At 34.6% G+C, this 24,760-nt stretch carries 23 protein-coding genes and 1 pseudogene; 19 read left to right on the top strand and 5 right to left on the bottom strand.

All coding sequences use genetic code 11. The features are described 5' to 3' along the window. Positions 1 to 907: 907 nt before the first annotated feature. From ACLHDF_RS23405 to ACLHDF_RS23365, 9 genes are all read left to right on the top strand, one after another. Positions 908 to 1,798 carry a LysR family transcriptional regulator gene (locus tag ACLHDF_RS23405; RefSeq protein ID WP_413920871.1) on the top strand — a complete coding sequence of 297 codons (891 nt, stop codon included), beginning with the start codon at positions 908 to 910 and terminating at the stop codon, positions 1,796 to 1,798. Between the two features lie 300 nt (positions 1,799 to 2,098). Further along, on the top strand, positions 2,099 to 2,974 hold the full coding sequence (locus tag ACLHDF_RS23400; protein WP_413920870.1) for a shikimate dehydrogenase: 876 nt from the start codon (positions 2,099 to 2,101) through the stop codon (positions 2,972 to 2,974). A gap of 23 nt (positions 2,975 to 2,997) precedes the next feature. Continuing rightward, on the top strand, positions 2,998 to 4,590 hold the full coding sequence (locus tag ACLHDF_RS23395; protein WP_413920869.1) for an acyl CoA:acetate/3-ketoacid CoA transferase: 1,593 nt from the start codon (positions 2,998 to 3,000) through the stop codon (positions 4,588 to 4,590). Positions 4,591 to 4,634: 44 nt separating this feature from the next. After that, complete coding sequence (locus ACLHDF_RS23390; protein WP_413920868.1) at positions 4,635 to 5,063, top strand: MaoC family dehydratase; 429 nt, start codon at positions 4,635 to 4,637, stop codon at positions 5,061 to 5,063. Between the two features lie 22 nt (positions 5,064 to 5,085). After that, positions 5,086 to 6,024 (top strand): ketopantoate reductase family protein, encoded by a 939-nt coding sequence (locus ACLHDF_RS23385; RefSeq protein WP_413920867.1) that lies wholly within the window; start codon positions 5,086 to 5,088, stop codon positions 6,022 to 6,024. A 20-nt stretch (positions 6,025 to 6,044) separates the two neighbouring features. After that, the gene (locus ACLHDF_RS23380) at positions 6,045 to 6,437 is read left to right on the top strand and encodes a VOC family protein (RefSeq protein ID WP_413920985.1); all 393 of its coding nucleotides are present in this window, start codon (positions 6,045 to 6,047) and stop codon (positions 6,435 to 6,437) included. Positions 6,438 to 6,466: 29 nt separating this feature from the next. Continuing rightward, complete coding sequence (aroQ, locus tag ACLHDF_RS23375; protein ID WP_413920984.1) at positions 6,467 to 6,940, top strand: type II 3-dehydroquinate dehydratase; 474 nt, start codon at positions 6,467 to 6,469, stop codon at positions 6,938 to 6,940. 806 nt (positions 6,941 to 7,746) lie between these two features. After that, positions 7,747 to 7,938 (top strand): hypothetical protein, encoded by a 192-nt coding sequence (locus tag ACLHDF_RS23370; protein ID WP_413920983.1) that lies wholly within the window; start codon positions 7,747 to 7,749, stop codon positions 7,936 to 7,938. A 159-nt stretch (positions 7,939 to 8,097) separates the two neighbouring features. Then, entirely contained in the window at positions 8,098 to 8,334 is a 237-nt protein-coding gene (locus tag ACLHDF_RS23365) for a hypothetical protein (protein ID WP_413920982.1), read from the top strand. A 197-nt stretch (positions 8,335 to 8,531) separates the two neighbouring features. Here the strand turns inward: ACLHDF_RS23365 and ACLHDF_RS23360 are convergent, their stop codons facing one another. Beyond that, on the bottom strand, positions 8,532 to 9,134 hold the full coding sequence (locus ACLHDF_RS23360) for a hypothetical protein (RefSeq protein WP_053488582.1): 603 nt from the start codon (positions 9,132 to 9,134) through the stop codon (positions 8,532 to 8,534). 233 nt (positions 9,135 to 9,367) lie between these two features. Here ACLHDF_RS23360 and ACLHDF_RS23355 point away from each other — a divergent pair, with 233 nt between their 5' ends. Next, positions 9,368 to 9,886, top strand: coding sequence for a helix-turn-helix domain-containing protein (locus ACLHDF_RS23355; RefSeq protein ID WP_413920981.1), 519 nt, complete (start codon positions 9,368 to 9,370; stop codon positions 9,884 to 9,886). Positions 9,887 to 10,020: 134 nt separating this feature from the next. Here the strand turns inward: ACLHDF_RS23355 and ACLHDF_RS23350 are convergent, their stop codons facing one another. Next, positions 10,021 to 10,371, bottom strand: a complete 351-nt coding sequence (locus ACLHDF_RS23350; protein WP_413920980.1) for a DoxX family protein — start codon at positions 10,369 to 10,371, stop codon at positions 10,021 to 10,023. Positions 10,372 to 11,073: 702 nt separating this feature from the next. Here ACLHDF_RS23350 and ACLHDF_RS23345 point away from each other — a divergent pair. Continuing rightward, positions 11,074 to 11,907 carry an STAS domain-containing protein gene (locus tag ACLHDF_RS23345; RefSeq protein WP_413920979.1) on the top strand — a complete coding sequence of 278 codons (834 nt, stop codon included), beginning with the start codon at positions 11,074 to 11,076 and terminating at the stop codon, positions 11,905 to 11,907. A 166-nt stretch (positions 11,908 to 12,073) separates the two neighbouring features. Here the strand turns inward: ACLHDF_RS23345 and ACLHDF_RS23340 are convergent, their stop codons facing one another. Both ACLHDF_RS23340 and ACLHDF_RS23335 read right to left on the bottom strand, forming a co-directional pair. Further along, on the bottom strand, positions 12,074 to 13,186 hold the full coding sequence (locus ACLHDF_RS23340) for a type II asparaginase (protein WP_413920978.1): 1,113 nt from the start codon (positions 13,184 to 13,186) through the stop codon (positions 12,074 to 12,076). Positions 13,187 to 13,493: 307 nt separating this feature from the next. Further along, entirely contained in the window at positions 13,494 to 13,634 is a 141-nt protein-coding gene (locus ACLHDF_RS23335; protein ID WP_413920977.1) for a sigma factor-like helix-turn-helix DNA-binding protein, read from the bottom strand. A gap of 319 nt (positions 13,635 to 13,953) precedes the next feature. Here ACLHDF_RS23335 and ACLHDF_RS23330 point away from each other — a divergent pair. Next, a protein-coding gene (locus ACLHDF_RS23330) for an IS3 family transposase (RefSeq protein WP_413920976.1) occupies positions 13,954 to 15,104 on the top strand; the annotation gives its coding sequence in 2 pieces (ribosomal slippage) (positions 13,954 to 14,194 and positions 14,194 to 15,104; 1,152 coding nt in all). A gap of 48 nt (positions 15,105 to 15,152) precedes the next feature. Here the strand turns inward: ACLHDF_RS23330 and ACLHDF_RS23325 are convergent. After that, positions 15,153 to 16,364 carry an ROK family protein gene (locus tag ACLHDF_RS23325; protein ID WP_413920975.1) on the bottom strand — a complete coding sequence of 404 codons (1,212 nt, stop codon included), beginning with the start codon at positions 16,362 to 16,364 and terminating at the stop codon, positions 15,153 to 15,155. 235 nt (positions 16,365 to 16,599) lie between these two features. Here ACLHDF_RS23325 and uxaC point away from each other — a divergent pair, with 235 nt between their 5' ends. From uxaC to ACLHDF_RS23290, 7 genes and pseudogenes are all read left to right on the top strand, one after another. Further along, a complete protein-coding gene (gene uxaC, locus ACLHDF_RS23320; RefSeq protein ID WP_413920974.1) occupies positions 16,600 to 18,003 on the top strand; it encodes a glucuronate isomerase in 1,404 nt (467 codons plus the stop codon). A 72-nt stretch (positions 18,004 to 18,075) separates the two neighbouring features. Continuing rightward, entirely contained in the window at positions 18,076 to 19,383 is a 1,308-nt protein-coding gene (locus ACLHDF_RS23315) for a lactate racemase domain-containing protein (protein WP_413920973.1), read from the top strand. Then, entirely contained in the window at positions 19,358 to 20,128 is a 771-nt protein-coding gene (locus tag ACLHDF_RS23310) for an SDR family oxidoreductase (RefSeq protein WP_413920972.1), read from the top strand. Before ACLHDF_RS23315 ends, ACLHDF_RS23310 begins: the two co-directional genes overlap by 26 nt. 35 nt (positions 20,129 to 20,163) lie before the next feature. Continuing rightward, positions 20,164 to 20,973, top strand: coding sequence for an ATP-dependent sacrificial sulfur transferase LarE (gene larE / locus ACLHDF_RS23305; RefSeq protein ID WP_413920971.1), 810 nt, complete (start codon positions 20,164 to 20,166; stop codon positions 20,971 to 20,973). Between the two features lie 60 nt (positions 20,974 to 21,033). Continuing rightward, positions 21,034 to 21,804 carry a nickel pincer cofactor biosynthesis protein LarB gene (gene larB, locus ACLHDF_RS23300; RefSeq protein WP_413920970.1) on the top strand — a complete coding sequence of 257 codons (771 nt, stop codon included), beginning with the start codon at positions 21,034 to 21,036 and terminating at the stop codon, positions 21,802 to 21,804. Then, positions 21,785 to 23,164: pseudogene (gene larC / locus ACLHDF_RS23295) on the top strand (nickel pincer cofactor biosynthesis protein LarC). The gene larB and the pseudogene larC overlap by 20 nt, the downstream one beginning before the upstream one ends. A gap of 151 nt (positions 23,165 to 23,315) precedes the next feature. After that, entirely contained in the window at positions 23,316 to 24,719 is a 1,404-nt protein-coding gene (locus ACLHDF_RS23290) for a glycoside-pentoside-hexuronide (GPH):cation symporter (RefSeq protein ID WP_413920969.1), read from the top strand. Positions 24,720 to 24,760: the final 41 nt, after the last annotated feature.

Raw genomic sequence — 24,760 nt, 5'->3', positions numbered from 1 at the left:
CAGACTATTCAGCTGCAAAATTAGCCATATTTCAGTTTATAGAAGGATGGTATAACCGAAACAGAATCCATAGTAGCCTTGGCTATCAAACCCCTCAAGCAATTGAGGATCAAATGAGAAAAATAGCTTAAGACTTAACTTTTTTGTGTCCAAATTATTGACTCAAATCCAATAGTTAATTTTATGTTATATAAAAAATTAATAATAAAAATATTTTATTTGATATAGCATTAACCATTACTTACATTATAGAAAAGGTTCATATTTGTCGTCACTTAGAGTAAATAGTAAAACTTTTATTTTTAAAAACTAGTTTATTCATTTACTTCTTTATATAAAAGGCATTGCTTTTGTATTTTTAATAAAGTTTATCCTATTAAAAATAAAATAACATTAAATGCTTATATATTTTCTGTAGGATTTTTATGAATATAATAATTCTTTAAAGGAGAAGTAAAAGATAGATAGGTATATGATAAGAAGTGAAACACTGTTTTTACTGTTAGTAAGAGTAAATATTTAAATTAATAGTGTTCATAAAATAATTTACCATTTACTTAATCTATGTAGATTATTATAAATCAAAAAATGATCTTTACTTTAAAGCGTTAAATTATTACCATGTTATTAGACAATCTTTTTTTTATTGCTATTCCTTAGCCCAAAAAACACAAACCATATATAGTGGTTTGTGTTTTTTGGGCTAAGGAATAGCATCAAATCTACTTAATTACATATTTAGATTTGATTTTTATGTTAATAAAGAACCACTTTAGATTAATCTAGTAAAAATTTATTGTATTTGAAACATCATAGTAAAATAATAAAAAAGAGAAGAAAGGAAAAATAAAAAGTGATTAATAACATATCTTTGTGAGATTAATCCTTTTGAAAGGGATTGGCACGTTTGAATCTTAAACAATTACAATATTTTCGATTATTAGCTAAAACGGAACATTTTACAAGGACAGCTTCGCAGCTATTTATTACACAGCCCAGTCTTAGCCAAGCTATTTCAGAACTTGAAAAAGAGTTGGGTGTTAAGCTTTTTGAAAGAAAAGGGCGTAATGTAAAGTTAACCAAATATGGACAATCGTTTTTACCGTATGTTGAGAAAGGACTAACTGAAATTGAAAAGGGGGAGAAAAACCTTCAAAAATTGATAAGTACAACCTCTGGTGTAATCGACCTTGCCTTTATTTATTCACTGGGAACCAATTTTGTACCGTCATTGATTCAACAGTTTGTAAATGAAAACTCTAATGCGGAAATTGCTTTTTCCTGTTATCAGGGGACAACACAAATGGTCATTAAAGGTCTCAAGGAAGAAAATTATGATATTGCGTTTTGCACTAACATTGAAAATGAACCAGATATTGAATTGCTACCGCTTGCCAAACAAGAGATCGTGTTAATCACTGATAAGAATCATCCACTGACAGAACGCGAATTTGTTGAATTAAAAGATATCGCAGGTTACAAGCTTGTCTGCTTTAATAAAAACAGTGGCCTGCGACCGATTTTAGATAAATTGTTTGCAGGAGCAGGGATTGTCCCTGAAATTTCCTGTGAGGTAGCCGAAGATAATGCATTGATAGGTTTAGTCGAAGCAAATCAAGGTATTGGGATTCTTCCGCTTGTTTCCACATTGAACTATTTTGATATAAAAATCCTTCCTACTAAAGAGCCTATTTATCAGCAGTCTATTTACATGGCAACTAGAAAAAACAGAGATCTGCCTCCAATTGTTCAACGGTTTCGAGACTTTATCATAGAAAATAATAATCAGCAAATTTGATTGAAATAGTAATTAAAAGAGAGCTAGATAAACTGTTATAATTAGCTCTCTTTGTTTCATTAATAATAAATACACTTTGTTTTGATAAATTATAGGCAAAACCTATAAGTAAATAATAATTACCAATTGGATTATTGATTGCAACGTATAATAAAATGATTTCAAAAGGCAGTAAGTTCATATTTAATTAAGTTTTTTAAATAATCAAATTGTAAACGTTTCCATAGGTATTGATTATGAAGAAGTTAGATTAATCTAAATTAGGTATTAAAAATAAGGGGAATATAAGGGAGTTTTTTTATGGTAGATCAAGGACGAATTGATGGAAGAACTCAATTAATAGGATTAATTGCAACCCCAATTGGACACTCTTTATCACCGGTGATGCATAATACGTCATTTCGTAAACTAGGTCTTAACTACGTTTATATGGCTTTTGAAGTGGCGAATCAACAAATAGAAGATGTATTGGCAGGATTCCGTGCACTAAACATGCGTGGTTTTAACGTGTCTATGCCTAACAAAATGAAAATTTTACCTTACTTAGATGAGGTAACACCAGCTGCAAGATTTGTTGGTGCGGTAAACACTGTCGTGAATGAAAATGGAAAATTAATTGGCTATAACACAGATGGTATAGGGTATGTACGTGGATTAAAGGAAAGTGGTGTAGACATTCAAGGAAAGAAAATGACACTTATGGGCGCGGGAGGTGCTGGCTCAGCTGTAGCGATTCAATGTGCTATTGACGGTGCATCTGAAATTCACATTTTCAACCGGGAGGATGAATCATATCTACGGGCTTTAAAAAATGCGGACATTATTAACAATGAAATCGATGGTAATTGTAAGGCAACGGTTCATCATATCGAAGATACAGAACTTCTTAGATCGTCTATTGGAAGCAGTGATATTTTAACAAATGCAACCGGGGTTGGGATGAATCCTCTTGAAGGACAGAGTATAATCCCAGACTCATCATGGCTTCGTCCAGAGTTAATCGTTTCAGACGTTGTGTATAATCCCCGAAAAACGAAATTGCTTGAAATAGCTGAATCTGTTGGCTGTAAAGCAATCAATGGATTGGGCATGATGCTATGGCAGGGAGCTAAAGCATTCGAACTTTGGACATGTCAAGAAATGCCCGTTGATTATGTAAAGGAACAAATGTTTTAAAAAACAGAAAGGAAGTGACTATCTTGGAAAAGCCAAAGAAAAAGGGGAATTTAGTGACAGTACTTAGCGCTGAAGAGTCTGTAAAGTATATCCCAAATGAAGCAATAGTTGCTATCTGCGGAGCTGGTGGGGGTCTACTAGAGCCTACTAAGCTTATAGAAGCATTGTCAAAAAGATATGAAGAAACACATTTGCCAAAAGATTTAACGTTTATCCATACAACAGGATTAGGCGACCGGGCCGACAGGGGAATGTCACCACTTGCCAAAAAAGGACTAGTACGAAAAATAGTTGGAGGACATTGGGGACAATCCCCAAGACTCTGTGAAATGGCTGAAAATAATGAAATCGAAGCATATAATTTCCCGCAAGGTGTACTTTGTCAATTATTTAGAGCCGCCGCAGCTGGACAGCCTGGAATATTAACCCATGTTGGCTTAGGTTCATTTATTGACCCACGGCAAAAGGGTGGAAAACTAAATGATTGTACCAAAGAAGATCTTATTAAATTAATGGAAATTAATGGTGAAGAGTGGCTGTTCTATCCAGCGATTCGACCTGATGTTGCCATTATCCGCGGAACAACGGCAGATCGTGAAGGATATATCAGTATGGAAGATGAAATTGCGTATCTGGATACTTTAGCGATGGCCCAGGCTGTTCATAACAATGGAGGGCTTGTCATTGCACAAGTAAAAAGGGTAGTAAAGTCAAATACTCTTCATCCAAAATCGATAAAAATTCCAGGCTACAACGTCGATATTGTCGTTGTTGATGAAGAACAATCACAGCTGTACACGGGTGGAGTTAATCGTTTTATGTCGGGAGATTATATCGCGGAAACAAGTGAAGTTACCCGGCTTCCGCTTAATCATCGAAAAATGATCGCTCGGCGTGCATTGTTTGAAGTTAAACCAGGAAATGTGGGAAACGTTGGTGTTGGAATTGCCGATGGAATTGGAAGTGTAGCTCGTGAAGAAGGTGTTGATGAACAATTTACCTTAACGGTGGAAACTGGACCAATCGGCGGTGTCACCGCACAAGGCATTTTCTTTGGAGCAAGTATCAATACCCATGCATTGTTAGACATGCCTTCACAGTTTGACTTTTATGATGGCGGTGGTCTTGACATCTGCTTCTTAAGCTTTGCAGAACTGGACCAAGCAGGAAATGTCAATGTGCATAAATTTAATGGGAAAATCATGGGCACAGGCGGGTTTATAGATATTTGTCAAAATACAAAAAAGATTGTTTTTTGTGGAACACTGACAGCCGGCGGCCTTAAAACGAAGATTGAAAAAGGTAAGCTGCAAATTGAACAAGAAGGCCGATTCAAGAAACTCCTTCCTCAACTTGAAGAACTTACCTTTAATGGAAGGGATGCATTAAAAAGAGGGCAGGAAGTTCTCTATATCACGGAAAGAGCCGTTTTCCGCTTAACAACAGACGGACTGGAATTATGTGAAGTAGCACCTGGAATTGATATAGAAACTCAAATCATTGAGAAAATGTCATTTAGACCTCAAATTTCTGCTGATTTAAAAGAAATGCATAGCAGATTATTTTTTGCAGATGATATGGGAATTAAAAATGATTGGGAGCAAATGGAAGTATAAGAGATTTGTTCATACTATATTAAATGATTGCTAGGAGGAAGATTATGAGTAAGAAAGTCCCTTTTGAAGTAGGAGATACGGTTTCTTATACCAAAACAATTAGTGAATCAGATGTTTATTTGTTTGCTGGGATTACCGGCGATTTTAGTCAAATGCATATGAATGAAGAATTTATGAAAACAACGCCATATAAGACGCGGATTGTACATGGGGTATTAACTTTTGCACTTGGAAGTACGGCATCAACATTAATTCAAACCCAGGCGAAAGCAGAAATGCCAAGTGTGTCCTATGGCTACGATCGTTTACGTTTTACAAGACCAGTATATTTTGGCGATACAGTTACAGCTGTTTATACGATTACTGAAGTTGATCAAGAATCATTAAAGTCATATGCCAAGGTTGAAATTTACAATCAAAATAAAGAATTGTGCGTGGTGGCACAGCATATATTAAAGTTTTTTGAAAATTAAGCAATGCAAAGGAGTGAGATAAATGAAAATCTGTGTACTTGGCGCAGGTGCTTTAGGAAGTTCCATTGGCGGCACTCTGGCGGAGGCAGGGCAAGATGTTTATTTAATAAATCAACGGGCCGATCATGTGAATGCAATCAATACAAAGGGGCTGATTCTTAGGGATGGAACGAATGATAGGGCTGTTAGGGTAAATGCCCAAACAAACTGTGAGGGAATTGGAGCAGCGGATCTTGTAATAGTATTGGTGAAGTCTTTTCATACAAGAAATGCGATTGAAAATGCTTCATCCATTATTGGGGAAGATACATTGGTCATGTCATTGCAAAATGGTCTTGGAAATGAGGAAACCATTGCCGAGGTTATTGGCAACGAGCGTGTTATCGGTGGAAAAACTTATGTTGGCGGCGTATTACTTGGACCAGGACATGTGATTGCCGGAACAAAGGGAAAGATTACTTTTATTGGTGAGATGAATGGCGAAAAAACAAAAAGGATTCAGAGAGTCGCAGATATATTGACAAAATGCGGGTTATTAACAGAGGTTAGTGGCAATATCACAGGAATGATTTGGGACAAACTTTTAATTAATGTGGCAACGGGGGCTTTATGTGGTATTACGAAATTACCATATGGAGATTTATACCAACTGCCTGAAATTAGAGATTGTGCTTTTGAAGCTATTTTAGAGGGTATAAATGTTGCTAAAGCAAACGGCGTTATTTTATCAACAGAGGATCCCGAAGATATTTGGTTGAAAGCAGCAGCAGGATTACCATATGAATTTAAAACATCCATGCTGCAAAGTCTTGAAAAAGGCCAAAAAACAGAAATCGATTATATCAATGGAGCAATTGTCCGATGGGGAGAGAAAAGTAATGTCGCAACACCAGTTAATAAAGCGTTGGTTGCGAACGTAAAAGGGATTGAGACTTGGATGGAAAAATACATAAATTCTTGATAAGGAAGGATGACTGAAATTTGGCTTATCAGAAAAAAGCATATCTTGAACATTCAGCTATTCGTGTAAAGGATATTGATTGGTACATTCGTTTTTTTAAAGAGGCATTAAATATGCCGATTCGTAAAATAGATGGGGGAAAAGATAACCCTAGACAAATATGGACTATTGGTGGAGTTCAACTGATCGCAGACCCTAACTTCTCAGGTGTCGAAGGAAGACTGGCGCATTTAGGAATCATGGTGGAAGATTTAGAGGCTGCTATGGAAGAAGTTTATAAATGGAATGTTACCGAATTACCTAAAGGACATAATTGGGTGGTGCTTCCGGATGGTTTAAGTCTGGAACTGATCCAGGCAAAAGAAGGTTCCGTTGAAGAAGCATTAACTGTATATCCATGGATTGAAGACTAACTATTTTAAATAGCATTGGAGTGATTATGATGGGGAAAGTACTGATGTTGCATGGGATAAACCATAATATGTTTGGAAAAAGAAATCCTAAAATCTATGGAACTATTACTCTTGATGAAATTAATGAGAGTATGTTTCAACTAGCTAAAGAGCTGAGACTTGAATTAGAGGTTTTTCAAACAAATTCAGAAGGTGAAATGATTGATCGAATTCATCAAGGGTATTTTGATAAAGTGGATGCAGTGATCATTAATGCTGGTGCATGGACCCACTATAGTTATGGATTAAGAGACGCTTTGGACATTCTTGAAGCCCCGTTTATTGAGATTCATATGTCTAATATTCATGCCCGGGATGAATTTAGACATCATTCTGTGTTTGCGGAAATCGCCCAGGGACAAATTTGCGGGTTTGGCTTTGACAGCTATCTTTTAGCGTTAAGAGCTGCAAAAACCTTAATCGATGAAAAAAATAGAAAAGGAGAACTTAGTACTTCTATTTAGAAGCAAACAAAAAATGGGAAAGTCTAATCTCAAATAGTATGAAGAAGTTAATCATCTATCTGGTTCTGGTGTGAAAAATTCAATTTACTTTCAAGCACTTTGAATTTTTCACACCAGAGCCATATTTACTTTTATGCTTTCCAAATCCATGTTGCTATATCATCTATTACAAGTGAATGATAAAGTATCTTGTTAAAAGTAAAGGTTAAACCTTTACTTTTTTTATGGGCAAATATGGAGATTTTCTATTGTGTATATTATAATACAACCTTTTATGCTAACTGGAGTAAATATATAAAGTACATTGATTTTGTATTTTTAATTAAATTTATCTTATTAAAAACATATTAATATCAAGTAATTATACAATTACTGTTTAGTTACCTTTAATATATAAATTTATTAAAAGAAAGATAGAAGATAAGATAGTATTTAACAAGAAATAAAAGCATCTATTTGTCTTCAATTAGAGTAAATAGTAAAACTTTAATAATATACGAAGTACTTTAATATTTACTCAACGAATCGTGAAACATAGGTAAAAGAAAAAGATTGATTTTTTTAAGTAGCGTCGATCATAACATTCATTTTTAAAGTTATATGTATATGAATCTACAAATCTGGCCAGACTAATAGCGTATTCCCCCTATTCCAATAAATTTGAAAATCCTTTGCCTACATGGGCAAAGGGTTCTTTTTGTATATGTGTATTTGAAATTAATATAGCAGATATTTCAGGTAATATTTTGTTATTTATTGTTAATTTTGGTATATTATTTAATAAACACGTAAATGGGGGATAAAAAATGAGTTTGCTAATAGTAGGTATCATTATTATTTTGTCGGGCGTTGCAGACTATTTTATTTTCGATTACGACGATAAAAGATGGGGCTGGCTAAAAGGGTATTCTAAACCTGCAAGAATAGGGATTATCAGTTGCTACTTAGTCATTTCATTTACTATTTACTTTGCTTTAAGCCTTAAATATATCTCTTAAGGCTTAAAGTCTTTTTTATTTATATTCCGTACGTTTCTAGTTAACATAAAACTGCTTATCGGCACTCTTATTATGATTTTGATAAAATTCGATCCACCTACAATGTTATAATAAGATTCTTACAAAGATAGAAAATATATGGATAAGTAGGTGGTAGTAATGGATAACAAAAGAAAATATTTCAAATATAATGAACAAGATATTCTTGAGATACTGTCTGAGTATCTTCATACAAACTCTAATTCCGAAACTATAAGTTCAAAAGCAATATTACTTGGTGAAACAGCGAAAGATTTAAGATTAGTTGCAGTTGTAGGCGATGGTGAAGATGAAGAGCTTTATGAAACTGATTTAGAGGAAATCGATAAGAAAATAGATTTTAATGCTTCACATTAAAAATACACTCTAGTTAACGTAATGTGAATTCTAGGTAACCAAAAAAGCTTTTAAGTGTTATGTTTCTTAAAAGCTTTTTTGGTATGAACTATCATCTAGTGAAGAACATATTTAAAATCTTTTTCAAAAATTGTTCGTAGGACTTAAATATAGCGCTAAATTTTGAACTTTGCTTTTCTTTTGGATTCATCATATTCCTACTCCCTATGTAAATGTTGATTAAAAGTCTCAGCAATAAACATAAATTCTACATCGTCTTTATGGATAAAAAATGTAGTGCATCCATCAATATCTGTGATCCTGTTTGATTGAGAACATATAACGTCTACCTCAACTAATTCAAAATTAACAGCATCAGTATTTTCAGTATCCAAACCAGTTGTTAAATAGTGAACACTATCTCCAAAAGACTTGAAAACAAGCCTTTTTCCTTTTAGTTCCTCATCGTTAACCTCAAAATAATCGTTATTCAGTATGCCTTTAAAAGGTGCCATTTTTGGAAAGCATTCAATATGATGGATACCTTCATAACGTCTTAAGCTAAACATATAAGCGTGTGTTTCATTTGGCTCAATCTCAATACCGTATTTATAAGTAAACGTCTTATAAACCATTTCATAAAACAATGGAATGACAATATCGTCCCAAGCATCATAAGCATGAGCATGTATGGGAATTAGATGAGGGTATAAGCTCGTAATTGCTTGTTGGAAATTCAACAAAATGTCTGTGTCAGTAAGTTCACTCAAAGAATCATCCACTTCATGATTCTTAATCTTAGATAATCTATTATCAATCATTAAGCCATTCCTCCTCATAAGAAAAGTGTTACTCTTTAATTATACCTTTATCGAGATCAACAACTGTATACCATATACAAAATCAGTTTACATAATCATCATTCTAGGTACTCTTAGTAGCCTGAAAGTCTAACTCAACCACTAGTTTATATAGGTGTTTACCAAAAACAACTAATATTATCGTGATTGTCTTCCTAACTTCGTCTATATTGGGAATGAAGGAGGAGAGACAAATGAATTTAGGAGATAAATTAAAAGAACTTCGAAAAGAACATAATTACTCTCAACAACAATTAGCAGAAAAACTACATGTAACTGCACAAGCTATTTCAAAATGGGAAAACAATAAGTCAGTTCCAGACATAATCAACCTTGTCCAGTTAAGCGAAACATATGGTATTAGCCTAGATTATCTAATAAAATCAGATAAACAGTTACAGAAGAAGCTATCTATAAACAATATTCGTTTAAAAGTTTTTAACTTTTTTGTAGCAGCTTTTATTTTAGTTATGATCTTAACCTTTAGTATCTTGATAAAAGCTCAGCTTTTTATGTCTAATCATAGCTTAGGTGGATGGCTATTTGTAAGTTTGGGCTTTTTATTTATTATCTTTTCGTTTTTAAGTCTGTATTGCTACATAGTAAAGAAAAAGTATTTTATATTTCTTTGGAGTGCTTTTTTAACATTAGGCTGCATCGTATTTGTAGGGTTGTTTTATGACTATATTATGCAATTACTATTTCCCTTATAAAATGGTTGTAATTAATGCATACCATATACAAAATCAGTTAACATAATACCTCTTTCCGGAACCGGCCCCCCCACACAAAGCCTTACATTTAATAAAATGTAAGGCTTTTGAAATGTAAAATAATTGCGATAGGTTTAGGAAAACACATCCGAGTTCCAGAAAATAACTAATATAGATAAGATCAAACAGATTGTTGCAGGAATAACAGTTACAATAGGTTGACGAGCTCGAAACATATGAGCATGTATGGCCCCCATCATGAGAATTATAAATAATATGCCCGATCCTAAAACCAAGTGTTGATTCCAAATACCACCGATCATGCCTATTGCTCCAATGAGTTCAATAAGTCCAATTGTAGACATGAACCATAATGGATATCGATAGTGCCGCCAGTGTTCAACTTGAAACGGTATACGAAAAAGTTTTATAAATCCTCCTATTAAAATAAAGATTGCTAAAATCATTTGCACAAAAGTTATCATCTAAGCTTACTCCTTTTAATGATTTTGTTTAGAAATATTTTCGAGTAGGAATGAATATATGGATATATATTCCTTTTTCATTTTATCATTAATGATGAATTATTAAATTAAAATTATGGATACCAAATACAAATTTAGTTAACATATTGTAATTTATCGGTATGAAATAGAAAAGACGCCTTTTAATTCAAATATCAAGTAATCGCCTTCAATTTTTACTTTCTCAAAATGATTTGATAGGTTATAATAAATATCTACAAAACATTAAGTGATATGTAAGTAACAAGCAATTACACCCTTAATATTTAGCTAAAAGAAAAGCCTACCTCTGACAAATCAGGTAGGCTTTTCTTTTTAGTACATAAGTTATCAATAACTTGAGTAAACTACACAAGATGCTAAAAAGCATCACCCACAACTTAATTTTATCAGTAGAAAACAGCTGCCTTCTTACTGAGGTAGTTGTTTTCTTTTTGGACTGTATATCATATACAAACCCAGTTAACATAATCAAAATTACAGGAACCATATAATCATGACATTCCTTGTAATAAAATAAGATAAGGTAATTTACAAAATACGTTGCAATTACTAAACAATAAATATTAACTATTTAGTTTTTGTATAAGACAATCCATTTTCCTAAAAACTTATATATGTTATGCTTTTACTACATAATCATGATGTTTAGTAGGTGAAAAAATGGGAGATGTATCGCTAAATGTAAAATTACAACAAGTTACTTCTGTAATTTTACATAAAAAAGAAGAATTAGCTGAACAAAAAAGACACTATCATTTTTATAATCATGATGTTTATGTTCAATTGGTTCCTTGGCGAATAAAGTTGATTAACATTTATGCAGAATCTATATCTATCGATGAGAAGCTTACTTTTCAAATCTTAGAAAAGTGGGGAATGGAAGTAGCAAATGTATTAATAACTCTTCAGCTTCCTTTAGATATTGCTTTAGAAGAAATCAGTTATTATCGAAACATAATTGGAGAAATCATTACAGAGGAAGCAAAGAAAGAAAAGTTTTCTTTTGATTTGTTCTATAAAATTATATCTAGATACGATTTAGTAGTAGATAAGGCTGTACATTGGGTAAGTAAATCTTATATGAAAGATTATGCAGATAAAATTCAATCTGCCCAGTACGCTATAGATGAACTGTCTATACCCGTAGTGCGTATAACAAAAGAAATTGGTGTAATTCCTCTTGTAGGAGAGATTGATACACATAGAGCTCAAATTTTAATGGAAAATGCATTGAAACAAGGAGATACATATAAGCTACGGTGGTTAATTATTGATCTATCTGCTGTACCAATTATTGATACCATGGTTGCGGATCAACTTTTTAAAGTAATTACGGCTTTGAAACTCATAGGAATTGATGGAGTATTAAGTGGAATTCGCCCTGAAATTGCCCAAACATTGGTTCAATTAGGTATAAAATCAAATAATATTGTCACATTCAACAGTCTTTATGGAGCATTAGATTATACAAACTTTCGAATACAGGATGTATGAATAAGTATTTCATATATCAAAAAATGACTTTAAGTCGAATAGTCTTGCCTATTATGGCTTAGAGCGTTAACTTTATAATTACTATTACCATTTTAATAGTCAATTTATATAAACTAACCGAAGTAAATCCTTTGCTAATCATAGCAAAGGATTTACTTCGGTTTTATTAATATTCATTAAAATATTCTTGAATCTTTTTAGGGTCTTTTGTTTTCGTTAAAGCAAGCATTAAGAGAATACGGGCTTTTTGCGGATTTAACGAATCAGATGTAACAAACTTATCTTTATCATCTGATTCTTCATGCGTTACAACCCCACTTCCTACGCGGGTAGATCTAGTGATAACGACTCCTTTTTTAACCGCATCTCTAGCTCCTGCTAAAGCAGCATCAGATAGCAACCCATTTCCTGCTCCTGCAACTACTATTCCTTTTGCTCCTGCTTTTACTGCTGTATCATAAAAGTATCTAGAATCATTTTGATACCCATATATGATGTCTACTTGAGGAAGTTTATCAAATTTTGAAACATCAAATACTGATTGTGTTGTATGCTTACGAGTTGGTTTATTATAAAATAATACCTTATCGCCGGCTATTTCTCCTACGTATCCCTGTTCTGGAGATTTAAACGTATCTACTGCGGTTGTATGTGTTTTTGTTATATAACGTGCTGCACCAATTCGGTCGTTAAGCGTTACTAAAACTCCTTTATTTCTTGCTTCTTTGGTAGATGCAACTTTCACTGCATTATATAAGTTTAGTGGTCCATCTGTACTTATAGCTGTAGCTGGTCTCATTGAGCCCACCACAACCACAGGTTTTTCACTCTTTACTACTAAATCTAGAAAATAAGCTGTCTCCTCCAAAGTATCTGACCCGTGTGTTACTACAATCCCGTCAACATCTTTAGATGCTAATAAAGTATTAATTCGTTTAGCTAACTTTAACAAAATTGAATTACTCATATTTTGACTGCCGATATTTACGATTTGTTCTCCACTGACATTTGCTACTTTTTTCAGCTGAGGAACAGTCTTAATTATTGTTTTAATATCAAGAGCTCCTGATTCGTATCCAGTTGTATCTGTGCTACTCTCAGAAGACCCTGCAATGGTACCGCCAGTAGCCAAAATCTTTATATTCGGTAAATCTTTTTTTACTGTACTTTTTACTGTCATTTTAGAAGCATTTGCTGATACATTAAAAGATGATAACGTCCCAGAAAATAATATAACGCCTGATAAAAAGGTGATTCCTAATACCTTTTTTAGTTCCATATGTATTTATCTCCTTTTATGCAAAAGATATTTTCTGGTATTTTTAACGAGTTTCGCGCAAAATATCCTAAGGTTATTTGCTAATAAATAAAGTCACTCCTTATTAGAAAAGAGTAAGGAACTAAATTGCAAAATTAATCCTTAGATAACACTTGAATTTATATATAATGCTATTAATGATTCGGAAATTGCTAATGTAAATTAAAATATCTATGATTATTCTATATTAGGCTACATAAGTAGCTCTTCTGTTATCGTTTATTTGATGGGAATCCCTCTGCTTAATTTCTTCATTAAGCTAAAGAGATTAGATCGCTTGTTTTATCCCCAAGTTGCGGCCAACTTTTCTTTTTATGCGTTGAATAGCATTATCAATGGATTTTTCTGGAATATTTAACACTTGGGAAATTTCTATATACGAATAACCCTTTATATATAATGGCCACACTCTTTTTTCTAACCCGGTTTATTTAATGAAAACCTACTGTTGAGTCACAGTAGATTTTCTATTTCAGACTGTATATGATATATAGATCTAATTTATATAAACCCAATTATGTTCAGTTTATCTTTCTACTATATCATTAAGTGAAACTAAACATACTTTATAAAAAATAGTTTTATCATTTATATATTTTGTAGAAAAACGTTGTATTTGACTACAATTTAGGTAATAAAAGACCTCTATGTGCTTTTGGAGTTAGTATAGTTTCATGGACACCATTTAATTAAGTCCTTACAATGACTTTTGAGAGGATGTGTCCGAAATGGAACGTAAACGTGCAGGCAAAACATACAATGATGAGTTTAAGAAAACGATTGTGGATTTATATCATGCAGGAAACTCGGTTAAAGATTTAAGCAGCGAATATGGCGTATCAGAAGTAACAATCTATAAATGGGTGAAGGCCTTTACACCTATCAACTCAGAGGAAGGCTCTCTAACACCCAAAGAATTAGCTGAAATTCAGAAGGAAAACCTTCGGTTAAAACAAGAACTAGATATTCTAAAAAAGGCTATGGCCATATTCGCGAAAAAGTGACAGAAGCAGAGCTCAACCATTTTATCGAGAAATATAAAGGGCAATACAGCGTTCAGAAAATGTGCGAAGTGTTAACGATTCCAAGAAGTAGCTACTACCACTCGTTCAAGAAGACGGTATCAAACCGCGAACAGGAAAACCAGAAGCTGACGAAAGAAATCCAACGAATTCATGTGAAAAGTAGAGCACGTTATGGTGCCCCAAAAATTCATCAGACCTTAGTAAATAATGGGTGTTACCTAAGCCTAAAACGCGTTCAACGCTTAATGAAAAAGGCAGGAATTCGTTCGATCACAAAGAAAAAATACCGTCCTTATTCGTCAAAAGAAAAGGTTATACAGCTAGATAATCTGTTAAAACGAGATTTCTCTACACAGACCATTAACGAGAAATGGGTGGCAGATATTACGTATATCCCTACAGTAAGAGACGGTTGGTGCTATTTGGCATCTGTATTAGATTTGCATTCTAAAAAAATCGTTGGCTATTCTTTTTCCCGTTCCATGACATCCGAACTGGTTATAGAAGCACTTAGGAACGCTTACACTGCTCAAAAGCCCGAAAAGGGCTTACTTCTTCATACGGATCTTGGCTCACAATACACTAGTAGTGAGTTTACTCAGCATGTCCACGAATACGAGATGAAGCAGTCTTTCAGCCAGAAAGGCTGCCCTTATGATAATGCCTGCATAGAGTCATTTCATGCCATATTAAAGAAAGAAGAAGTGTATCATACGCAATACACAGACTATTCAGCTGTAAAATTAGCCATATTTCAGTTTATAGAAGGATGGTATAACCGAAACAGAATCCATAGTAGCCTCGGCTATCAAACCCCTCAAGCAATTGAGGATCAAATGAGAAAAATAGCTTAAGACTTAACTTTTTTGTGTCCAAATTATTGACTCAAATCCATTCTTAACCTATTGCTCTTTGACAGACAACCTATTCAGTGAATTAATATCTTCTATCAATTCAGGATATACAAAGTTAGGCATTGTAATTTCAAGAAAATGCTTAATCACTAATGCACATGCACCCAATTCACATGCTTTTTTTCCAAGCGAAGATATTAATAATTCTCGATAATGACTTATGGAGGAAGAAAGATTTTTCTTAATTTCACTTATGGAATCTGGGTATAGGGAAAGTAATTCACTATCAATTATTAGAACCTCAGGATTATATATATTGATGATATTATTCAAACCAATTGAAATATAATAAATGAACTTTTCCATTTGAGTATGTAGCTCAGTATCATTTTGTTTAAGCCATTCTTCAACGTGTTTAAATGTTGTACTAATTAGTTGTTTTTCTTTAGAAAGTCGTGTTAAAAAGCTTGATTCAGAGGCATATTTTTCCCAGCATCCTTTGTTCCCACAAGCACAAAGATCCCCACCTGGTTGGACAATCATATGACCAATCTCTCCGGCATAGCCATCATGCCCTTTAGATAATTCATTATTTATTAATATACCAAGTCCTATACCTGATCGAAGTGTTATACATACCAAATTATCTGATTTATGATATGTGTAAGCTCGTTCAGCAAAAGCTAATAAATTTGCATTATTTTCAAGGTAAACATTAACGTTCAATTCTTTTTCTAAGTCCTTTTTTAAATCAACATCATGCCACTCTAACCGGGGGATATAGTGAATGAGTTCATCTGTAGCAACGAGACCGTGAATTGAAATTGCCACACCAATGAGTCCGTATCTAGACGTGAGGCATTCATCTTTATATTTGTTAATTTTTCCAACTAATATATCAAAGATATCAGAATAATTTGTCGTATATATTTTAATAGTATCTGACGAAACAGGTTGACCTAGAAGGTTAGAAAGAGTAAAAGAGATTTGACCATAATCTAGATCAATGCCCAATGCATATCCTGCTGTTCGATTTAACGATAGCATTATGGGTTTTCTTCCAACATTTGAATGATCTTGCTGTGTCTCAATAATAATATCTTTATCAAGTAAGCTTGCAACTTGTACTGAAATGGTAGCCTTTGTTAATGCTGTAGCCTTAGACAATTCAGCCCTTGAAATCATTCCTGCTTCTACAATTTTACTAATAATTAAAGATCGATTTAATTTCCTGATATAAGCTGCATCACCAGTAGGCATAAATGTGTCCTCCAAATTTTCATTGACATTGTTCTTTATTATAGCATTTTCATGCGGAAAATATTGATTCCTAAATCAAAGAAATTTAATTGACTGAATTTTATATACATGATAAATTATTTCTATAATTAATTAGTTTACTAAACGAACTAATTAAAATAGTCAAAAATGAAAGTGTTTACATTGAAAGATTTAATCCTATAAATTTAATTTTAATCCTTTAGGAGGAAAAAATATGAAAGATTTTTTAGAAGACGATTTTCTACTTTTTACACCTACAGCCGTTAAGTTATATAGAAATACAGCAAAAGAAATGCCAATCTTTGATTTCCATTGCCACTTAGATCCACAAGAAATTTTTGAGAATAAACATTATAAAAACCTTACTCAACTTTGGTTAGCAGGTGATCACTACAAGTGGAGAACAATGCGACTAAATGGTATAGGGGAGCATTTCATAACGGGAGAAGCTAGTGATTGGGAGAAGTTTTTTGCTTGGGCACAGACAGTACCTTTTTTAATTGGAAATCCACTGTATCACTGGACTCACATGGAATTAAAGAGCTTTTTTGGCATTAATAAAAGACTTAGTCCAGATACAGCGCTTGAGATTTGGGAAGAATGCAATGAAAAATTACAAAATGCGGAGTTTACACCTCGATCATTTATTGAGAAATCTAATGTGCGATTTATCGGTACTACAGATGACCCTATATCTACTCTTGAATACCACCAATTGTTAAAGCAGGATTCTACGTTTAAAACAAAGGTTGTACCAACCTTTCGACCTGATGGAGCAATGTTTATTGAACGTCCTAATTTTCAAGACTGGATAAAGAAGCTGGAGCAAATAGCTGATCAACAAGTAACATCCTTAGCAGAATTAATTAAAGTACTTCAACACCGAGTTGATTTCTTTCATGAGAATGGAGGCAGGGCAGCCGATCATGATATTCCTTACATGGAATATAAAGAAGTAACTCTAGCAGAGGCAGAAACAATTTTCACGAGACGTATGAATGGAGAGCTGCTATCACAAGAAGAATTGATCAAGTATCGGTCGTTTCTTTTAAAAGAGCTAGGGAAAATGTACGCTCACAAACAATGGGTAATGCAATTACATATTGGGGCTATGCGAAACAATAATACAAAAATGAAGGATCTTTTAGGGTCAGACACAGGCTTTGATTCAATTGGGGAGGCAAACATCGCACGAGGATTATCCCAATTTCTTGATGCTCTTGATAAAGAGGATGCGTTGCCAAGAGTCATATTATTTAACTTAAATCCCAAAGATAATCCTGTACTAGCCTCTATGATGGGGAATTTCTATGAAGATGGTGTTCCAGGAAAAGTTCAATTTGGTACAGCTTGGTGGTTTAACGACCACATTGATGGAATGGAGAGTCAAATGAAAGAGTTTGCTAACGTTGGATTACTAAGTCATTTTATCGGCATGCTGACGGATTCTCGTAGCTTTCTTTCCTATGAAAGACATGATTATTTCCGTCGGATCCTATGCAACCTAATAGGAGAATGGGTAGAACAGGGCAAGGTTCCAAACGATAATATGCTTCTACAAAGAGTGATTGAAAATATTTCTTATTACAATGCGGAGAAATACTTTTTACACCGTTAACATAGAGAAAGCTCTTTTACTTATTAAAGATACTGCTAGTATGAAAGATTAAAAGAAGGATGTGAAAAACTGATGGGTATTCTCCAAGATTTATTAAAAGATATTCCGATCCCTAAAATGGCCAAGGTACAAGTGGCATTTGATGATATGAAAATTCATAATGTTCAACATGTATTAATGGAAAAGTTAGAGCAAGAAAACATAAAAAAAAGAATAACACCTGGAATGGAAATTGCCATTGCAGTAGGTAGTAGAGGGCTCGATCAAATAGTAGAAATTACAGCTATCATAGTAGAGTTTTTAAAAGGACTTGGGGTTAATCCTTTTATTGTTCCAAGCATGGGGAGTCATGGAGGGGCAACTGCTGAAGGTCAACAAGAGGTCTTAAAACACCTTGGAATAACAGAAGAAAGTGTAAAGTGTGAGATTCGTTCTTCGATGGAGGTAGTGAAAGTCGGACAATTACCAAACGGATTGCCTGTTTTTGTAGATAAGCATGCTTCAAAGGCTGACGGAATTATCGTTATAAATCGAATAAAACCACATACGGCATTTCGTGGACCGGTGGAGAGTGGCATCATGAAAATGATTAGCATTGGCTTGGGAAAACAAAAAGGGGCGGAAACTTGCCATCAGCTGGGGTTCAAACATATGGCAGAAAATGTGCCCGCCATGGCTAAGGTTATTATGGAAGAACTTCCAATTCTATTTGGTATTGCTAGTATTGAAAACTCATTTGATAAAGTGGCTGTTATAGAAGTATTACCTTCAGAGGATATAGAAGCTAGAGAGGCTGATCTGCAAGCTACAGCCAAACAGCTCCTACCAAAGCTTTATTTTGATCAGTTAGATGTGCTGGTTATTGATGAAATTGGTAAAAATATCAGTGGTGATGGAATGGACCCTAATGTTACTGGGCGCTATCCAACTCCATATGCTCATGGAGGACCAGATGTAAATAAGATGGTGGTTCTAGACTTAACCCCTCAAACTGAAGGAAATGCAAATGGAGTTGGAACTGCAGACTTTACAACCCAAAGATTAGTAGATAAAGCAAATCTAGAATTTATGTATGCCAACGGGTTAACTTCGACAGTTGTAGCGCCTACAAAAATTCCAACTACATTACCTAACGACCTTCAAGCAATTCAAGCAGCCATTAAAACAAGTAATATACTAGATTTTACCCAAGTAAAGATGGTGCGAATTAAAAATACGTTGGAGTTAAGTGAAATTGAAGTATCTGCAGCATTATTGGACTATGTTCAATCTCAACCTCATATGAAACAGATCTCAGATCTTTACTCTATACCATTTAATAAAGAAGGAAATCTTTTTAAGGTGGAGGACAACAATGAAACAATTATTCGATTTAACTGAAAAAACTGCAGTTGTGATTGGGGGAAATAGCGTTTTAGGTTCATCAATAGCAATGGGATTAGCTAATCATGGAGCAGCAGTTGCTATTGTAGGCCGTAATTTAAAAAAAGCAGAGAAAGTAGTGGAGGAAATAAAAAATAATGGTGGAATAGCGAAAGCTTTCCAAGCTGATGTTGGTGCTCGTGAATCGCTAATTGAAGTAGCTGGTACGATTGAACAATGGTCAGGTGGCTGGGATATTCTTCTTAATGCTCCTGGTAAAAATAGTGGAACACCTTTTTTTGAGTTAGATATGGACGAATGGGACGACATTATGGACGTCAATTTAAAAGGAATTGTACTTACGTGTCAGATTTTCGCTAAAAAAATGATTGAGCAAAACAGAAAAGGCAGCATTATTAATATTTCATCCGTTTCTTCCACTACGCCACTGTCTAAAGTCTTTACGTATTCTGTATCTAAAGCAGGACTTAATAGCGTGACGCAGTTTTTGGCTAGGGAACTTGCTCCAAATGGTATTCGTGTTAATGCAATTATTCCAGGGTTCTTTCCAGCTGAACAAAATAAAAAATTGTTAAGTCCACAAAGAATAGATTCTATTATGGGCCACACGCCTATGAATCGATTCGGTAAACCTGAAGAGCTACAAGGAGCAGCCGTTTGGCTTTCAGCAGAACAAGCTTCCAGCTTTGTGACAGGAACATTAATTCGAGTGGATGGCGGATTTGGAAGTATGACTATTTAAAAAGCGATCTGATTGTGAGAAACGGGGGTAAGACAATGCTGACAAAAAAATATGAGACGTTAACTTCTATTCTCCAAGAGATGGAATCAGTTGTTGTAGCATTTTCAGGAGGCGTCGACAGTACCTTTTTACTGAAGGCAGCTGTTGAAACATTAGGAAATGAGAATGTAATCGCAGTAACAGCAGATTCAGAGACGTATCCATCTAGTGAACTAGATGAAGCCAAGGCTCTAGCGAAGCAAATCGGAGTGAGGCATCAGGTGATTGAGACGTCTGAATTAGCTATTCCAGGTTATTCAGAAAACAACAAAAATAGATGTTATTTTTGTAAAAGTAGTTTATTTGATCATCTTATGCCAATTATTGAAGAATACCAATTTAATACTGTTGTATATGGTGCTATAGCTGATGATATGAATGAGCATCGACCTGGTATGAAAGCAGCAAAGGAAAAGGGAGTACGTGGCCCCCTACTTGAGGCTAATTTGTTTAAACAAGAAATTAGAGAATTATCGCAGCAGTTCGGCTTACCAACCTGGAATAAGCCTTCGTTTGCTTGCTTATCTTCGAGAATTGCTTATGGTGAGTATATTACGAAAGAAAAATTAACCAAAGTAGAAAGAGCAGAAGCATATTTGAAAGAGCTAGGTATTGGCCAAGTGAGAGTACGAACGCATCAAGATGTTGCTAGAATTGAAGTGGAACCTCATAAAATGAATGCGATTATGGAAAATCATAAAATGATTACTAGAAAGTTAAAGGCTCTAGGCTATAAATATATTACATTAGATTTGACAGGTTATCAAAGTGGTAGTATGAATCAAGCTCTTTCAAAAGTAGATTAGTAACACTGAAGCCGCATTACTAACTTCATCGAATAAACGATATAAGGTGTGTGAGGAACAATGATGAAAGAGATTTTAGAAAAAGTACAGCAAGGGATACTAAGCGTGGCAGATGCACAAGAACAGTTAGCCACATATGAAAATTTAGGGTTTGCTAAGATAGATTATCATCGAAAAAAACGCCAAGGTTTTTCAGAGGTAGTGTTTGGTGAAGGAAAAACAGCAGAGCAAATCATCTCTATTATTAACACGTTGCAATTAAAGGATAAAGCTGTGCTCGTGACACGAATATCAAAGGAAAAAGCAGAGCAAGTGCTCGGTACATGTCCGAGTTTTATATACGATGAAACAGCGAAAATACTTTTTTGGAAAGATTCAAATCAAGAATTGCGTTTTGAAGGTTATATCGCTGTTGTCTGTGCAGGAACGTCTGATTTACCTGTAGCAGAAGAAGCTGCATTAACGGCAGAAATACTCGGCTGTAGAGTTCGCCGCATTTATGACGTAGGAGTAGCTGGTATTCACCGGCTTTTAGATAATATTGAAGATATTCAAAATGCTACTGTCACAATTGTTGTAGCTGGAATGGAAGGGGCTCTTCCAAGCGTGGTTGGCGGATTGGTTTCGCATCCGGTCTTCGCGGTACCTACGAGCATTGGCTACGGAGCAAGTTTTAATGGAGTATCAGCATTGTTAACTATGCTAAATTCATGTTCTTCCGGGATTAGCGTGGTTAACATTGATAATGGATTTGGTGCTGCTTACAACGCTGCTTTAATTCATCGACTAATCCAAAAGGGAGCTGAACAAAATGAGAACACTCTATCTTGACTGTTTTTCAGGTATTAGTGGTGACATGTTCATTGGTGCGCTAATCGATGCCGGGGGGGATCCGGTTTTTTTAGAAGATGAACTCAAAAAACTAAATATCGAGGAAGAGTATAAATTAAGCTGGAGAAAAGTTGTGAAAAATGGGATCTCTAGTACAAAGTTTGATGTAGAGTTAATGGGGGCAACTCAGCACGAACATGATCATAACCACCATCATGATGATCATCAGCACGAACATGATCATAACCACTATCACGGTGACCATCAGCATGAACATGATCATAACCATCATCATAGTCATCGCGCCTACCAAGATATTGTAAGGTTAATTGAGGAAAGTCAGTTATCTCAAGAAGTGAAGAAGACTTCATTAAACATTTTTAGAAAAATTGGAGAAGCTGAAGGGCTCATTCACGGTATTTCTCTGGAAAAAGTACACTTTCATGAAGTTGGGGCGGTAGACTCTATTATAGACATTGTAGGAGCTTCTATTTTGGTACATGAATTAGAGATTCAAAAAGTAAGGTCATCGTCTGTTTGTGTAGGTGCTGGTAAAGTACATATTGATCACGGTATTTATCCAATTCCTGCACCTGCTACTTTAGAAGTTTTAAAGGGTGTCCCTATTCAGCAAAGTAACTTAAAAAGTGAGCTCACCACTCCTACAGGCGCAGCTATTGTAGCAGTACTTTCAGAAGAATTCTGTACAGTTCCTTCTATGACGGTGCAATCAGTGGGATACGGAGCAGGAACAAAAGATTTTAAAAAGCACCCGAATGTGCTCCGAGTTATTATCGGTGAGGAAAGTTGAATATTTGAGGTCTTATATCTAAAACCACTGAGAAGTAAAAGAAGTGATTAAAAGAAAGGAGAGACTATTTTGTTTTCACATATTCCTCCTAACGTAGAACACGTTGATCATGAAATGATGAAAATGGAAGTGAACCTCGATGATATTTCTGGGGAGTTGCTAGGGTATATTATGGATGTGCTTTTAGAGTCAGGAGCCAATGATGTCTTTTACACGCCTATTTACATGAAAAAAAACAGGCCGGGTGTGTTGCTTCAGCTACTTTGTGCAAATACGTATGTAGATAGAATAAAAGAGATTCTATTTAAAGAAACAACAACTTTGGGAATACGTTATTATCCATTATCAGTTCATCGATTGGAACGTGAGTTTCAGAAGGTAGAAACTGAGTGGGGAAGTGTTGCAGTAAAAACTGGGCTTCTAAACGGGGAAGTTGTACAAAGGGCACCTGAATTTGAAGAGTGTAAGTCCATTGCCCAGGATTATAATGTTCCTTTAAAAAAAGTATATGAACAAGTATGGAAAGAGTTAAAAAAGAGAGAAGGCTGATTCTTTTAATTTGTTCACTACACTAACTTAAAAATAGAAACCTGAAAAGGAGGTGATAGTGCTTAAATGTTAAAATAAACATTATTTCTACTTCAATATGAAAGGGTTTCCAAACAAGGGGTTATAAATGGGAGAAAGAGGGGATGGTTATATGGAATTACCAGTGGTTCCAAGTAAAAAGACAGCAGTCACCACTTCTAAAAAGCTCACTTTCAAAGAAAAAATGTCTTACGGTTTTGGTGATATTGGTAACGGACTTATGTTTGATATGGGGCAGTTATATCTTCTAAAATTTTATACAGATGTGTTAGGAATCTCTGCTTACTGGGGAGGATTGGTATTTTTAATTTCTAAGATCTTCGATGCGTTTGCGGATACAAGTGTTGGTGCATTTGTAGATTCAAGAACAAATATCTCAAAAAGAGGAAAATTCCGTCCATTTATTTTATGGGGGACAGTTCCACTGGCGTTAATGACGGTCATTTCATTCTTAGCTCCGGACTTTTCAGATAATGGGAAGATTGTTTGGGCGTTCGTCACCTATATGGGATTTGGCTTAGCATATTCATTTGTTAATATTCCGTACGGATCTTTATCTGCTGCCATGACACAAGATCCAATTGATCGTGCATCTTTAGGGTCATTTAGAGCAATTGGTAGTCAAACGGCTCTCCTTATTTCCGGAGTAGTAGTAATCCCTATTGTAGTGCAGTTTGCTAATAAAGAAGTGGGATATATTGTTGCTATATCTGTGATGGCAATGTTCGGAATATTTTTTCATCTTCTTTGCTATCGCAATACAACAGAAAATGTTATTAGAGCACCAAAAAAAGAAAAGGTACCGGTGTCTAAGCTATTCAAGGCATTGTTTTCAAATCGCCCTCTTATTGTATTGTGTTTAGCAGCGTTATTTATGATTACTTCGTCCAATATTCGCAATGCCGTTCAGTTGTACTACTTAGAATACAATTTGAAAAATCCAGAGCTGATGTCAATACTCTCATTTTTAAGTATTGGGCTTGCTGTAGTTGGTTCAATGTTCATTCCAACAATGGTAAAAAGAATTGGTAAGAAAAATACCTTCATGCTCGGACTTTTGGTTTGTATTGCTTGTGATGTTTTAAATTTTGTATTGCCAACGAGTACAGCAACGTTTTTAACTATTTTCTCTTTAGGAAACTTTGCGTTAGCATTTGCACTTGGCTTACCTTGGGTAATGATTGCTGACTCTATTGATTATCACGAGTGGAATTCAGGAGAACGTACAGAAGGGATTGTTTATTCAACATACAGTTTCTTCCGAAAGCTTGCACAGGCTCTTGCTGGCTTTATTCCTGGAGTTGCACTAGGGCTTATTGGATACGTTCCAAATATTCAACAGTCTACAGATACATTGTTAGGACTTAAAGGTCTGTTATTTCTTGCTCCGGCGGCCCTTAATATTATTGGATTAATAATTCTATTTTTCTTCTACAACCTTACAGATAATTTATACAGCAAAATTGTTACTGACTTAAAAGAAAGAAATAAAGACAATAAACCTGACTTTAACTAAACTTAGTAGAAGACTTGATAAAACATTTCTAAATTTTTTTG

Origin of the sequence: Priestia megaterium (assembly GCF_046599315.1) — a bacterium.
GTDB classification, from domain to species: Bacteria; Bacillota; Bacilli; order Bacillales; family Bacillaceae_H; genus Priestia; species Priestia megaterium_F.
The sequence above is the reverse complement of the archived record's forward strand: the minus strand, read 5'-3'. Positions and strand labels throughout refer to the sequence as shown.